Consider the following 13,610-nt stretch of genomic DNA (forward strand, 5'->3'; position numbering starts at 1 on the left):
GAATGGACGGTGATGAACCTGCGGGGCCGGGTCAGAGCTTTCCGCCCCGGCCGCCCTCGCGCCGGGCGGGCGCGATGAGCGTCGACAGATAGGGCAGGGGAGCGCCGTCGAGGTCGGCGGCCGGGCGGATCGACTCCTCCGTCAGCCCCAGCGCCGATCCCCACACCGCGTCCCCGATCCGCCCGGTCTCGCGCAGCGCCTCGGCGACCTCGTGCGCCTGCCGGCCGAACTTGTAGGCGACGACCGTGCCGGGCCCGGCGAGGGCCTCCTTCAGCACGGTCGCCCCCGCGGTGACGGGCACCAGCGTCAGCGGCTCGGTCCCCTCGGTGAGCACGGCACCCGACCGGGCGGCGAGGTCCTGCATGGCGGTGATGCCGGGCACGGTCTCCACGATGGTCCCCGGCACCAGCTCGGCGATGGTCTGCGCGAGGTAGGTGAAGGTCGAGTACACGTTGGGGTCGCCGATGGTCGCGAAGGCCACGGCGTCGTGCGCCCGCAGCAGTTCGGCGACGCGGGCGCCCGCCGCGTCCCAGGCGGCCTCGCGCCGGCCCCGGTCGCTCCGCTCGTTCAGCGCGAACACGACCCGGACGACCTTCTCCTCGGGCACGTAGTGCAACACGGTCGCCTCGGCCCGGCCGCGCTCACCCGTGTCCATCACGGGCACGACGACGACATCGGCCTCCCGCAGGGCGTTGACGCCCTTGACGGTCACCAGCTCCGGATCCCCGGGGCCCACCCCGACTCCGACCAGCCTGCTGCTCATGACGTCCGGCACCTCTCCACGAACCGACGGGCGACACCGGGCTCGGACGCCCAGTGCGTGTGCAGATAACTCGCGTGCACACCGCGCTGTACGAAACCTTCGACCCGCGGCCGGGGGCTTCTCACGCCCCAGGCGGGCTCCGTCCCCGACCCGGGCTCCACGACGGTCCGGTGGAACTCGTGCCCGCGCATCCGCGTCCCGGCCGCCGCGAGCACGCTGTCGCCGACCGCGACGGCGTCCCGGTAGCCCAGAGTGAGCCGCTCGCTCATCCGCGCCGAGGCGTCCAGCACCCCGCACATCGGCAGCCCGTCCAGCTCCCGGCACAGATACAGCAGCCCGGCGCACTCGGCGGCCACGGGAGCACCGCTGTTCGCCAGCTCGGCGACGGCCTTCCGCAACGGTTCGTTCGCGGACAGCTCGGCGGCGTACACCTCGGGGAACCCGCCCCCGATCACCAACCCCCGGGTCCCTTCGGGCAGTTCCTCGTCCCGCAACGGGTCGAAGGTGACGACTTCGGCCCCGGCGGCCGTGAGCAGTTCGGTGTGTTCGGCGTAGGAGAACGTGAAGGCGGACCCACCGGCGACGGCGATGACGGGCGCGCGCTGCCCGTCCGACGGAGCCGGGTGGTGGGCGGGCGAGGCGGGGGTCCAGGGGGCGGAGCCCGCTGGTACGGCACCGGCCGCACGTGCCAGGGCCTCCAACGCCCCCAGGTCACAACCGTCCAAGACCTGCGCGGCCATCGCAGCGACAGCCTCGATGGCCGCACCCTGCCGTTCGGCGACAGGAACCAGCCCGAGATGCCGCGACGGCGTCTCCACCTGCCCCACCCGCCGCAGCACACCCAGAACGGGCACGCCGGCCGAGTCCAGCGCCTCCCGCAACAGCTCCTCGTGCCGGTCGGAGGCGACCTTGTTCAGGATCACGCCCCCGATCCGCACCTCGGGGTCCCAGGAGGCGAACCCGTGCACCAGGGCAGCCACCGACCGCGACTGCGACGACGCGTCGACGACCAGCACCACCGGCGCCCGCAGCAGCTTCGCGACATGGGCGGTGGAGGCCAGCTCCCCTTCCCCCGCCGCCCCGTCGTACAGCCCCATCACGCCCTCGACGACGGCGATGTCACACCCCCGCGCCCCGTGCAGGAACAACGGCCCGACCAGCTCGGGCCCGCACAGGTACGCGTCCAGGTTCCGCCCCACCCGCCCGGTCGCGAGCGCGTGGTACCCGGGGTCGATGTAGTCCGGCCCGACCTTGTGCGGCGACACGGCGAGCCCCCGCGCGGCGAACGCGGCCATCAGCCCCGTGGCGACGGTGGTCTTGCCGCTGCCCGAGGAGGGCGCGGCGATGACCAGCCGAGGGACGGAAGCACTCACCACTCGATGCCCCTCTGGCCCTTCTGGCCCACGTCCATCGGATGCTTCACCTTGGACATGTCGGTCACGAGATCGGCGAAGTCGACGAGCTTCTCGGGCGCGTTCCGCCCGGTGATCACCACATGCTGTGTGCCGGGCCGGTTCCGCAGGACGTCGACGACCTCGTCGGTGTCGACCCACCCCCAGTGCATCGGGTACGCGAACTCGTCGAGCACGTACAGCTTGTACGTCTCGGCCGCCAGGTCCCGCTTGACCTGCTCCCAGCCCTCCCGGGCCTTCTCCTCGTTGTCCATCTGAGCGTCGCGCTGCACCCACGACCAGCCCTCGCCCATCTTGTGCCAGTCGACGGACCCGCCCTCCCCGGACGCCCCCAGCACCCGCAGCGCGTTCTCCTCGCCGACCTTCCACTTCGCCGACTTGACGAACTGGAACACCCCGATCGGCCACCCCTGGTTCCAGGCGCGCAGCGCGAGCCCGAACGCGGCGGTGGACTTGCCCTTGCCGACGCCCGTGTGCACCACGACCAGCGGCCGGTTCCGGCGCTGCCGGGTCGTCAGCCCGTCGTCGGGAATCACACTCGGCTGTCCCTGCGGCATTACGCGGCCCTCCTCTGTACGTCCTTCACCAACCCGGCGATCGAGTCCGCCCGCAACTCGTCCAGCGTCACCGCCGTACCGCCGAGCTCGCCCGCGAGCTGCCCGGCGAGCCCCAGCCGCACGGGCCCCGACTCACAGTCCACGACCACGGAGGCGACCCCTTCGGCCGCGAACAGCCGCGCCGCACGCGAAGCCAGCGCGACCGGCTCCGGGCCGCCCGTGGCCCGCCCGTCCGTCACCACCACGACCAGCGGCCGCCGCGCCGGATCCCGCAGCCGCTCCACGCGCAGCACGTCGTGCGCCCGCAGCAGTCCCGCCGCGAGCGGCGTGCGCCCACCCGTGGGCAGCGACTCCAGCCGGGCCGCCGCCGCGTCCACCGACGAGGTCGGGGGCAGCGCGACGTCGGCGCCCGTGCCCCGGAAGGTCACCAGACCGACCTTGTCCCGCCGCTGGTAGGCGTCCAGCAGCAGCGACAGCACGGCGCCCTTCACGGCGCTCATCCGCTGCCGGGCCGCCATCGACCCGGAGGCGTCCACGACGAACAGCACGAGATTGCCCTCGCGCCCCTCGCGGGTGGCCTGCCGCAGGTCGTCCCGGCGTACCACCAGGCCGGGCCCGGACCGTCCGCGGGCCCGCTGGTGCGGGGCGGCGGCCTGCACGGTCGCCGCCAGGTGCAGCTTGGTGAGCGCGCCCTGCGGTCGCCGCGCCCCGGTGGTCCGCCCGTGCTCGGTCCGTGCCCGCGAACGCCGCCCGGCGGCGCCCTCGCCGATCCCGGGCACGCTCAGCACCTTCGTGCGGAACGGCTCGGAGGCCCGTACGGCCGACTGCTCGCCGCCCCCGGAAGGCTGCGGCTGCCCGCCCTCCCCGGCCTCGGGCTGCGCGCCCGTGTCACCGCCCTCGGGACCCTCGCCGGGGTCTGGCTGCCCGCCGCCCCCACCGGGTCCGTCCGGCCCGGGGTCCGGGTCCGGGTCGTCGTCCTCCGAGCCGCCGAACTCCTCCAGCGTCTCGTCCAGCTTGTCCTCGTCCAGCCCGGGCGCGTCGAAGGGGTTGCGCCGCCGCCGGTGCGGCAGCGCGAGCAGCGCCGCCTGCCGGACGTCCTCCGCGAGCACGTCCGTCCGCCCGGCCCAGGCGGCCAGCGCGGTCGCGGTCCGGGCCATCACGATGTCGGCGCGCATGCCGTCCACCTCGAAGGCCGCGCAGGTCGCCGCGATCTGCCGCAGCGCCCCGTCGCCGAGCCGCACCGACGGCAGCAGCGCACGCGCCGCCACGATCCGCGCCCGTACCTCGGCCTCGTCCTCGGCCCACCGGGCCGCGAAGGCGGCCGGGTCGTCGTCGTAGGCCAGCCGCCTGCGCACGACCTCGACCCGCTGGTCCGGCTCCCGGGAGGCCGCGACCTCGACGGTCAGCCCGAACCGGTCGAGCAACTGCGGCCGCAGCTCGCCCTCCTCGGGGTTCATCGTGCCGACGAGCAGGAACCGCGCGGCGTGCCGTACGGAGACGCCCTCGCGCTCGACGTACGAGGCGCCCATCGCGGCCGCGTCCAGCAGCAGGTCGACCAGGTGGTCGTGGAGGAGGTTGACCTCGTCGACGTAGAGGATCCCGCGGTGCGCGTCCGCGAGCAGGCCGGGCTCGAAGGCCTTCACGCCCTCCGACAGCGCCCGCTCGATGTCCAGCGCGCCCACAAGCCGGTCCTCGGAGGCGCCGACGGGCAGCTCCACCATGCGGGCGGGCCGCTCCACGCCGCCGCCGGCCTCGTGGGGCCCGTCGGGGCACCCCGGGTCGGGGGAGGCGGGGTCGCACGAGAAGCGGCACCCGGGGACGACCGGGACCTCCGGCAGCAGCGCCGAAAGGGCCCGTACGGCCGTCGACTTGGCGGTGCCCTTCTCACCGCGCACCAGCACACCGCCGACCGCCGGTGACACGGCGTTCAGCAGCAGCGCGAGCCGCAGGTCGTCCTGGCCGACGACGGCCGTGAACGGAAACGGGGTGGTCACTTGTCGTCGCCCTCCAAGTCGCCTTCGAGCTCCAGGTAGGTGGCGCGCAGCCGCTCCAGCGTCTCCGCGTCCGGCTCGGCCCACAGACCCCGCTCGGCCGCCTCCAGCAGCCGCTCGGTGATGCCGCGCAGCGCCCAGGGGTTGGACTTCTTCATGAAGTCCCGGTTCTCCGGGTCGAAGACGTACTCGGCGCTGAGCTTCTCGTACATCCAGTCGTCCACGACCCCGGCCGTGGCGTCGTACCCGAAGAGGTAGTCGACGGTCGCCGCCATCTCGAAGGCGCCCTTGTAGCCGTGCCGCCGCATGGCCGCCATCCAGCGCGGGTTGACCACCCGGGCGCGGAACACGCGGTGCGTCTCCTCGCCCAGCGTGCGGGTCTTCACCTGGTCCGGGGTGGCGGAGTCGCCGACGTAGGCCTCGGGGGAGGCGCCGGTCAGATGCCGCACCATGGCGACCATGCCGCCGTGGTACTGGAAGTAGTCGTCGGCGTCGACCAGGTCGTGCTCGCGGGTGTCGACGTTCTTCGCGGCGACGGCGATCCGCTTGAACGCGGTCTCCATGTCCCCGCGCGCGGCCCGTCCGTCGAGCCCGCGCCCGTAGGCGTAGCCGCCCCACACCGCGTACACCTCGGCGAGGTCCGCGTCGGAGCGCCAGTTGCGGGCGTCGATGAGCGGCAGCAGACCGGCCCCGTACGCCCCCGGCTTGGAGCCGAAGATGCGGGCGGTGGCGCGGCGCCGGTCGCCGTGCTCGGCGGTGTCCTCGTCGGCGTGGGCGCGGACGTAGTTGGACTCGGCCGGCTCGTCCAGCTCGGCCACCGCCCGCACGGCGTCGTCGATCAGCCCGACCACGTGCGGGAACGCGTCCCGGAAGAAGCCGGAGATGCGGACCGTGACGTCGATGCGGGGCCGGCCCAGCTCCGCCAGGGGGATCACCTCGAACCCGGTCACCCGGCGCGAGGCGTCGTCCCAGACGGGTCGGCAGCCCAGCAGCGCCAGGATCTCGGCGATGTCGTCGCCCTGGGTGCGCATGGCGGAGGTGCCCCACACCGTCAGGCCGACGGACTTCGGGTACTCGCCGGTGTCCTGGAGGTAGCGCTGCACCAGCGAGTCGGCGAGCGACTGCCCGACCTCCCAGCTGAGCCGGGACGGGATCGCCTTGGGGTCGACGGAGTAGAAGTTCCGGCCCGTCGGCAGCACGTTGACCAGACCGCGGGTCGGCGAGCCGGAGGGACCGGCCGGGACGTAACCGCCGTCCAGGGCGCGCAGGATGTGCCCGATCTCGTCGGTGGTCCGCTCCAGCCGGGGCACGACCTCGGCGCAGGCGAACTCCAGCACGGCGACGGCGTCGGCCAGTTCGGTGCCGAGCACCTCGCGGACCAGCGGCGCGCTCTCGGCGACCGCCCAGCCCCGCTCCTCCATGCCCTCCGCGATCCGCCGGCACAGCTGCTCCAGCAGGTCGATCGCGTCGGCGGCGCTGCGCGCGGGGCCGTCGACCAGGTCGGTCAGCTCGACGGGCACCTTCACCGGGGCGCCCGGCTCGGCCAGCAGCTCCTTCTCCACCAGTCCGAAGTGCTCCGCCAGCGCGGCCCGCAGACCGGGCAGCGCGTTGGCCTGGCCGCCCCACACCTGCGAGGCGCGCAGCACGGCCAGCACCAGGTTGACGCGCGGCTCACCGACCGGCCCGCCGCCCAGGATGTGCAGGCCGTCGCGGATCTGCACGTCCTTGATCTCGCACAGGTAGCCGTCGATGTGCATGACGAACTCGTCGAACGCCTCGTCGTCCGGCTGCTCGTCCACGTGCAGGTCGTGGTGGAGCTCGGCGGCCTTCACCAGCGTCCAGATCTGCGCCCGCACGGCCGGGGCCTTGGCCGGGTCCAGGTCGGAGACGAGCGCGTACTCGTCGAGGAGCTGCTCCAGCTTGGCCAGATCGCCGTAGGTGTCGGCGCGGGCCATCGGCGGCACGAGGTGGTCGACGACCGTGGCGTGGCCGCGGCGCTTGGCCTGGGTGCCCTCGCCGGGGTCGTTGACGATGAACGGGTAGATCAGCGGCAGGTCACCGAGGACGGCGTCCGGGGCGCAGCCGCCGCTGAGCCCGAGGCCCTTGCCGGGCAGCCACTCCATGGTGCCGTGCTTGCCCATGTGCACGATCGCGTCCGCGCCGAAACTGTTCTCCAGCCAGCGGTAGGCCGCCATGTAGTGGTGCGACGGCGGCATGTCCGGGTCGTGGTAGATCGCGATGGGGTTCTCGCCGAAGCCGCGCGGCGGCTGGATCATCACCACGACGTTCCCGAACTGCAGGGACGCCAGCACGATGTCGTCCCCGTCGACGTAGAGGCTGCCCGGCGGTTCGCCCCACGCCTCGGTCATGGCGTCGCGCAGCTCCGGGTCGAGCTTGTCGAACCAGGCCCGGTAGTCCGCCAGCGGCACCCGCGCGGGCGCGGCGGACAACTGCTCCTCCGTCAGCCACTCCACGTCGTGCCCGCCGGCCTCGATCAGCCGGTGGATCAGCTCGTCGCCGTTGTCGGGGTACCCCTCGACGGCGTACCCGGCGTCCCGCAGGGCGTCCAGCACCCGCACGGCCGAGGCCGGCGTGTCGAGCCCGACCGCGTTGCCGACCCGCGAGTGCTTGGTCGGGTACGCGGTGAAGACCAGCGCGAGCTTCTTCTCGCCGTTCTCCTTGTGCTTGAGCCGGGCGTGCCGTACGGCGATGCCGGCGACCCGGGCGGCACGCTCCGGGTCGGCCACGTACACCGGTACGTCGTCCGGGCCCTGCTCCTTGAAGGAGAACGGCACGGTGATCAGCCGCCCGTCGAACTCCGGGATCGCCACCTGCATCGCGGCGTCCATGGGGGAGAGGGCGGCGTCCGACTCCTCCCAGGCCTGCCGCGAGGAGGTCAGGCACAGCCCCTGCAGCACCGGGACGTTCATCTCGGCGAGGGCACCGATGTCCCAGGCCTCCTCGTCACCGCCCGCCGAGGCCTGCGAGGCGTGCGTGCCGCCGGCGGCCAGGACAGTGGCGACCAGGGCGTCCGCCCGGCCCAGGATCTCGTACAGCCCCTCGTCCGCACCCCGCAGCGAACCGCAGTACACGGGCAGGGCGTTGGCGCCGTGGGCCTCGATCGCGTCGCACAGCGTGTCCACGAAGGCGGTGTTGCCGCTCAGCTCGTGGGCCCGGTAGAAGAGCACGCCGACGGTCGGACGGCCCTCGCTGAACGCCCGCTCGCCGTGGACGCCGTACTCGGGCATCTTGCGCGGCGCGGCGAAGCCCTCGCCGGTGAGCAGCACCGTGTCGGACAGGAACCGGGCCAGTTCGGTGAGGTTCTCCGGCCCGCCCTCCACGAGGTACTTCAGCGCCTCGGCGACGACACCGGCCGGCACCGACGACTCGGCCATCAGCTCCGCGTCCGGCACGGCCTCGCCGCCCAGCAGCACGGTCGGGATCCCGGCGGCCTTCAGCGCGGCCAGCCCGTCCTCCCAGGCCCGCTTGCCGCCGAGCAGCCGCACCACGGCGAGGTCGGCGCCGTCCAGCAGAGCCGGCAGCTCCTCGCGCACGTCCACGCGGGTCGGATTGCCGATCCGGTACGAGGCACCCGTGGCGGCCCGGGCCGCCAGCAGGTCCGTGTCGGCGGTCGACAACAACAACACAGTGCTCATGCGGGTGCTCCCGGTGGAATGAAGGGCAGTCCTTGCGGCGCGCCGGACTCGATGAGCCGCCACAGCGCGTCGGTGTCCGCGTGCTGTTCGATCAGGTCGCCGAGCCGGTCGAGCTGCTCCTCGCGCAGCGCGGCGAACGAGGTGTCCGGAGCCGGCACGAAACGGCGGCCCGCGGCGGCCGCCACCTCGCGCAGGAACGCCCGCCGGAAGCCGTCCGACTCCAGCGAGCCGTGCCAGTGCGTGCCCCAGGTCTGGCCGACCCGGCAGCCGTCCAGGAAGGCCTCGCCGCCGGTGACGTCGGCGACCCCGTGGTGGATCTCGTAGCCCTCGACGCGCTCGCCGAGGGCCTCGCCCTCCGGCCGGGTGAGGGTCTTCTCGCGGGCGAACCGCACCCGCACGGGCAGGATCCCCAGCCCGTCGACGTGGCCCCGGCGGCTCTCGACGTCGTCCTCGATGTGCTCGCCGAGGAGCTGGAAGCCGCCGCAGACGCCGAGCACCGGCCGCTGTTCGGCGGCCCGGCGGACCAGGGCGTCGGCGAGCCCCCGCTCACGCAGCCAGTCCAGCGCGCGGACCGTGCCACGGGTGCCGGGCACGACGACGAGGTCGGCGTCGGCCAGCTCCTCCGGCCGGTCCACGAACCGCACCACGACGCCCGGTTCGGCGGCCAGGGCGTCCACGTCGGTGAAGTTGGACATCAGCGGCACGGCGCACACGGCGACGCGCAGCACGTCCTCCCCGAGCGGCGGCGCGACGACGGACTCCCGCACGGCGCCCCGCAGGGAGACCCGCAGCCCGTCCTCCTCGTCGATCCCCAGCCCGTGCCGGAACGGCAGCACGCCGTACGTCTTCCGCCCCGTCAGTCCGTGCAGCATGTCAAGGCCCGGCTCCAGCAGGGAGACGTCCCCGCGGAACTTGTTGACGAGGAACCCGGCGACGCACTCCTGGTCCTCGCGCGACAGCAGCGCCACCGTCCCGAAGAACGAGGCGAAGACACCGCCCCGGTCGATGTCGCCGACGACGAGCACGGGAAGCCCGGCGCCCCGGGCGATGCCCATGTTGACGATGTCCGTCCGCCGGAGGTTGATCTCGGCGGGAGAACCGGCCCCCTCACAGATCACCGCGTCATACGTGCCCCGCAACTGCTCCAGGCAGTCCAGCACCGTGCCGAGCAGCTTCTGCTGCCGCCCGCCGTGGTAGCCGCGCGCGCTCAGCTCACCGACCGGCTTGCCCAGCAGCACGACCTGACTGCTCTGCTCCCCCCCGGGCTTGAGCAGCACCGGGTTCATCAGCGCGGTCGGCTCGACCCGGCAGGCCTGTGCCTGCATGGCCTGCGCCCGCCCGATCTCGGCGCCCTCCCGCGTCACGAACGAATTCAGGGACATGTTCTGCGCCTTGAAGGGCGCGACCTTGACGCCCTGCCGCACCAGCCACCGGCAGATCCCGGCCGTCACGACGCTCTTGCCCGCGTCGGAGGTGGTCCCGGCGACGAGAAGCCCACCGCTCATGCTCACTTCCCCCTCTTCAGCAACCGCGCGCCGGCGCACACCCCGAGCGCCAGCCAGGTGACGCGCCGCGAGAGCCGCACGGCCCGCTCGACGTCATGGCGGACGACGGCCCGCCCGTCCGTGTTCAGCACGGGCCGGTGCTCCACCCGCCCGCCGTACGACAGGGTCCCGCCCAGCCGCACCCCGAGCGCCCCCGCGAACGAGGCCTCCACGGGCCCGGCGTTGGGACTGGGGTGCTGCGCCGCGTCCGCCCGCCAGGCGCGGACGGCCCCCCGCGGATCCGGCCCGGCCAGCACTGCGAGGACGGCGGTCAGCCGCGCGCCCGGCCACCCGGCGAGGTCGTCCAGCCGCGCGGAGGCCCACCCATAGCGCCGGTAACGGGCCGACTTGTGCCCGACCATGGCGTCCAGGGTGTTGACGGCCCGGAACCCGAGCAGCCCCGACACCCCGCCCACGGCCCCCCACACCAGCGCCCCGACCACCGCGTCGGAGGTGTTCTCGGCGACGGACTCGACCACGGCCCGGGCGATCCCGTCGGCGTCGAGGGCCTGCGGATCGCGCCCGCACAGATGCGGCAGCCGCGCCCGGGCCGCCTCCACGTCCCCCGCCTCCAGGGCACGCCCGATGGTCCCGGCCTCCCGGGCGAGCGAAGTGCCCCCGACGACGGCCCAGGTGGCGGCTCCGGTGAGCGCGACGGAGGCGACGGCGGAGGACCGCACGGCACGCTCGGCGACGGCCCCGAGCGCGACGGCTCCTCCCGCGCACACGAGCGTGTGCAGCGCGCCCCACCCGCGGTGGTCCCGCCACAACACCCGTTCCACGGCACCCGCGGCCCGCCCGAACGCGGCGACCGGATGCCCCCGGCGGGGATCGCCGAGCAGCAGGTCACCGATCAGGCCGGCGGCGGCGCCGTACGCGAAGACGCGACCGGCACCCATGGGCTCAGCCGGCCAACAGGGCAGGCAGGGGTGGGGTGCTGAACCTCGATCGGCAGCCGCGCATGGCGATACGTGTCCTCACTCAGGGTGTCCACGCCCTGGTTCGACGAGACCGGCGGTGAGAGTTCCTGGCTCCCGGGGGATGGCTACCCCGGTGACAGTGGCGGGACCGCGCCGGACTCACACCGGCTTCCTCTCCTGCCGCCGTACTGGCCCCGGAAGTCCACCACGGCCGCGAACCGCCGTCAACTTGCCCTTGACCTGCGCGGGGAGAGTGTGGAGAACCCCACATCGCCCCTTTCGCGCACACGACGACCGGGCGGCACGGGACCGAGGTCCCGTGCCGCCCGGCGGACACGCTGTGCGATCGGGCCGTCAGGCCACGATCAGATAGATCCCGTAGCCCACGGCCGCCGCGCACGCCGCGAAGCACGCGTACGCGCCCGTGACGGCGAGGCTCGCGGACCCGCCCTCGGCGACCGCGCGCTCGCGGCGCGACAGGCCGGTGATGCCGAGGGTGAACAGGCCCACGAGGGCCACGGTGACGACGAGGCTCACGCCGAAGACGGAGCCGAGGGCCGCCCAGTCGATCTTCATCTCTGCTTCCTTCTCGCTGCCGGTGGGCGGGTCAGACCGTGGTGGTCGTGGAGGGTGTGCGCTCGGCGGTGGCCTGGGCCGGTATCGGCGGCACGTCGGCGGAGGTGCCGCCCGCAGGCGGCGGCGTCACCGCGGCCATCGCCGTGGTGACCACACCGGCCGGCTCCGCGTCGTCGGTGTCGTTGACATTGGTGTGGTCGACGACCTCGCGCCGGGAGATCTTCCAGATGGCCGCCGAGGAGGCGACGAGGAAGACGGCCACCACGGCGGTGCCCCAGTCGCCGAAGCCGGTCACGTACTCGGCGAGCGCGGCCACCAGGGCCGCCGCCGGCAGGGTCAGGCCCCAGGCGACGAACATCCGCGTCGCCGTCGACCAGCGGACCACGCCGCCCTTGCGGCCGAGGCCCGCGCCCATCACCGCGCCGGACACCGAGTGCGTGGTGGACAGGGAGAAACCGAGGTGGGAGGAGGCCAGGATGACCGTCGCCGCGCTGGTCTGGGCGGCGAAGCCCTGCTGCGGCCGGAGGTCGGTCAGGCCCTTGCCCATGGTGCGGATGATGCGCCAGCCGCCCAGGTAGGTGCCGAGCGCGATCGCGATGCCCGCGGAGAGGATGACCCACATGGGCGGGTCGGAGTCGGGCGCGACGGCGCCGCCGGCGACCAGGGCCAGGGTGATGACACCCATCGTCTTCTGCGCGTCGTTGGTGCCGTGCGCCAGGGAGACCAGGCCCGCGGAGGCGATCTGGCCGGCCCGGTAGCCCTTCTCGGAGGCCTTGCCGTCGGCCTTCCTGCCCAGCGAGTACGTCAGCCGCGTGGCGAGCATCGCCGCGACGCCCGCGACCAGCGGGGCGGCGATCGCCGGGATCAGCACCTTCGTGACCAGCACGTCGCCGTGCACCGCGCCGACGCCCGCCGAGGCGATCGTGGCGCCGATCAGGCCGCCCATCAGGGCGTGCGAGGAGCTGGACGGCAGGCCGACCAGCCAGGTCAGCAGGTTCCAGAGGATCGCGCCGACCAGGGCGGCGAAGATGACCTCGGGGCGGATACCGGCCTCGTCGACGAGGCCCTTGGAGATCGTGTTGGCGACTTCGACGGACAGGAAGGCGCCGACCAGGTTGAGGACCGCGGACATGGCCACTGCGACCTTGGGCTTCATGGCGCCCGTGGAAATGGTCGTGGCCATCGCGTTCGCGGTGTCGTGGAAACCGTTCGTGAAATCGAACGCGAGTGCGGTTACCACCACAATCGCGAGGATCAGCGAGAAGCTTTCCATTTACCCAGGCAATCGTTCGAGGTCGTTGGCGCGACGACCGTAAGTAACCTGAGTGAACGGAAGATGAACTGGGAGGGGCGCAGGGGTGTCCGCAACGGAAGGTCGGTGTTCCGCCCTGTCCTGGCGGGCCTTGCGCCCCAACGGCTAGGCGCCCCGCGCGAACCGCTTCAGTCGATCGAGTGACCCGTTGAAGAGATTCTGGTCACCCGGAAGAGTGCCGCTGCCGTTGTCGTACTGCCAGAACGTCCACGACGACCACCCGGCCGGCAGCGTCCCCGCGCTCGCCGAGTCGTAGCGGGCGATCCACAGGGGGTGGTCGGCGGCGAAGGCGGAGCTGTTGCCCGTGCACGTCTTCCACCAGTGGGTGGTCGTGTAGATCACGGGGCGACGGCCGGTGAGCCGCTTGACCTCGTCGCTGAACGCCTTGATCCAGCCGACCATCCCCGCCTTGCTCAGGCCGTAGCACTTCCGCTTCTTGTCGTACGGGTTGTATTCGATGTCCAGCGCGGGCGGCAGCGTCCAGCCGTCGGCGCTCCAGCTGCCGCCGTTGCCCACGAAGTGCGCCGCCTGCGCCGTGCCCGACGACCGGTTCGGCAGCGCGAAGTGGTACGCGCCGCGGACGAGGCCGGCCGCGCGCGAGCCGTTGTACTGCCGGCCGAAGTAAGGGTTGCGGTAGGTGGTGGACTCGGTCGCCTTGACGTAGACGAACCGGGCGCCCTTGCTCCTCGCGCTCCGCCAGTCGACGTTCTTCTGGTGGGACGAGACGTCGTGTCCCTTCGGGCGGCTCGCGGCCGAGGCCGGCGCCTCGGCCAGCGCGGTCCCTCCCAGAGCGAGTGCCGCCGCGTACACCGCGAGCCATCGGCCGCGGCGTCGGGTCGGTGTGCGGTCACGGGCCATGTTTCCCCCCGGAATGGCGAC

Annotated in this window: 10 protein-coding genes and 1 riboswitch; all 10 genes read right to left on the minus strand. The window is 73.3% G+C overall.

Annotation, left to right across the window (positions count from 1 at the left end; translation table 11 throughout):
• Positions 1–31 precede the first annotated feature (31 nt).
• Positions 32–763: a precorrin-2 C(20)-methyltransferase gene (gene cobI, locus ABZ948_RS10870; protein WP_359758588.1), complete on the minus strand. Its 732-nt coding sequence runs from the start codon at positions 761–763 to the stop codon at positions 32–34.
• Positions 760–2,136 (minus strand): cobyrinic acid a,c-diamide synthase CobB, encoded by a 1,377-nt coding sequence (locus ABZ948_RS10875; RefSeq protein WP_359758589.1) that lies wholly within the window; start codon positions 2,134–2,136, stop codon positions 760–762. The genes cobI and ABZ948_RS10875 overlap by 4 nt, the downstream gene beginning before the upstream one ends.
• Positions 2,133–2,732, minus strand: a complete 600-nt coding sequence (gene cobO / locus ABZ948_RS10880; protein ID WP_359758590.1) for a cob(I)yrinic acid a,c-diamide adenosyltransferase — start codon at positions 2,730–2,732, stop codon at positions 2,133–2,135. The genes ABZ948_RS10875 and cobO overlap by 4 nt, the downstream gene beginning before the upstream one ends.
• Positions 2,732–4,726, minus strand: coding sequence for a putative cobaltochelatase (locus ABZ948_RS10885; protein ID WP_359758591.1), 1,995 nt, complete (start codon positions 4,724–4,726; stop codon positions 2,732–2,734). Before ABZ948_RS10885 ends, cobO begins: the two co-directional genes overlap by 1 nt.
• Positions 4,723–8,379 (minus strand): cobaltochelatase subunit CobN, encoded by a 3,657-nt coding sequence (gene cobN, locus ABZ948_RS10890; protein WP_359758592.1) that lies wholly within the window; start codon positions 8,377–8,379, stop codon positions 4,723–4,725. Before cobN ends, ABZ948_RS10885 begins: the two co-directional genes overlap by 4 nt.
• Positions 8,376–9,884, minus strand: a complete 1,509-nt coding sequence (locus tag ABZ948_RS10895; RefSeq protein ID WP_359758593.1) for a cobyric acid synthase — start codon at positions 9,882–9,884, stop codon at positions 8,376–8,378. The genes cobN and ABZ948_RS10895 overlap by 4 nt, the downstream gene beginning before the upstream one ends.
• 2 nt (positions 9,885–9,886) lie before the next feature.
• Positions 9,887–10,822, minus strand: a complete 936-nt coding sequence (locus ABZ948_RS10900; RefSeq protein WP_359758594.1) for a cobalamin biosynthesis protein — start codon at positions 10,820–10,822, stop codon at positions 9,887–9,889.
• A 100-nt stretch (positions 10,823–10,922) separates the two neighbouring features.
• Positions 10,923–11,043, minus strand: a riboswitch (cobalamin riboswitch).
• A gap of 154 nt (positions 11,044–11,197) precedes the next feature.
• On the minus strand, positions 11,198–11,419 hold the full coding sequence (locus tag ABZ948_RS10905; protein WP_175431774.1) for a hypothetical protein: 222 nt from the start codon (positions 11,417–11,419) through the stop codon (positions 11,198–11,200).
• A gap of 31 nt (positions 11,420–11,450) precedes the next feature.
• Positions 11,451–12,692 carry an inorganic phosphate transporter gene (locus tag ABZ948_RS10910; RefSeq protein ID WP_359758595.1) on the minus strand — a complete coding sequence of 414 codons (1,242 nt, stop codon included), beginning with the start codon at positions 12,690–12,692 and terminating at the stop codon, positions 11,451–11,453.
• A gap of 144 nt (positions 12,693–12,836) precedes the next feature.
• Positions 12,837–13,589 (minus strand): lysozyme, encoded by a 753-nt coding sequence (locus ABZ948_RS10915; protein ID WP_359758596.1) that lies wholly within the window; start codon positions 13,587–13,589, stop codon positions 12,837–12,839.
• Positions 13,590–13,610 lie beyond the last annotated feature (21 nt).

This window comes from Streptomyces olindensis, assembly GCF_040645895.1.
Lineage (GTDB): Bacteria > Actinomycetota > Actinomycetes > Streptomycetales > Streptomycetaceae > Streptomyces > Streptomyces olindensis.

Excerpts from the sequence above, each read along its gene's own strand:
- ABZ948_RS10915 (WP_359758596.1), bottom strand. The coding sequence starts at position 13,589 with ATGGCCCGTGACCGCACACCGACCCGACGCCGCGGCCGATGGCTCGCG.
- ABZ948_RS10905 (WP_175431774.1), bottom strand. The coding sequence starts at position 11,419 with ATGAAGATCGACTGGGCGGCCCTCGGCTCCGTCTTCGGCGTGAGCCTC.
- ABZ948_RS10910 (WP_359758595.1), bottom strand. The coding sequence starts at position 12,692 with ATGGAAAGCTTCTCGCTGATCCTCGCGATTGTGGTGGTAACCGCACTC.
- cobN (WP_359758592.1), bottom strand. The coding sequence starts at position 8,379 with ATGAGCACTGTGTTGTTGTTGTCGACCGCCGACACGGACCTGCTGGCG.
- ABZ948_RS10895 (WP_359758593.1), bottom strand. The coding sequence starts at position 9,884 with ATGAGCGGTGGGCTTCTCGTCGCCGGGACCACCTCCGACGCGGGCAAG.
- ABZ948_RS10900 (WP_359758594.1), bottom strand. The coding sequence starts at position 10,822 with ATGGGTGCCGGTCGCGTCTTCGCGTACGGCGCCGCCGCCGGCCTGATC.
- cobI (WP_359758588.1), bottom strand. The coding sequence starts at position 763 with ATGAGCAGCAGGCTGGTCGGAGTCGGGGTGGGCCCCGGGGATCCGGAG.
- cobO (WP_359758590.1), bottom strand. The coding sequence starts at position 2,732 with ATGCCGCAGGGACAGCCGAGTGTGATTCCCGACGACGGGCTGACGACC.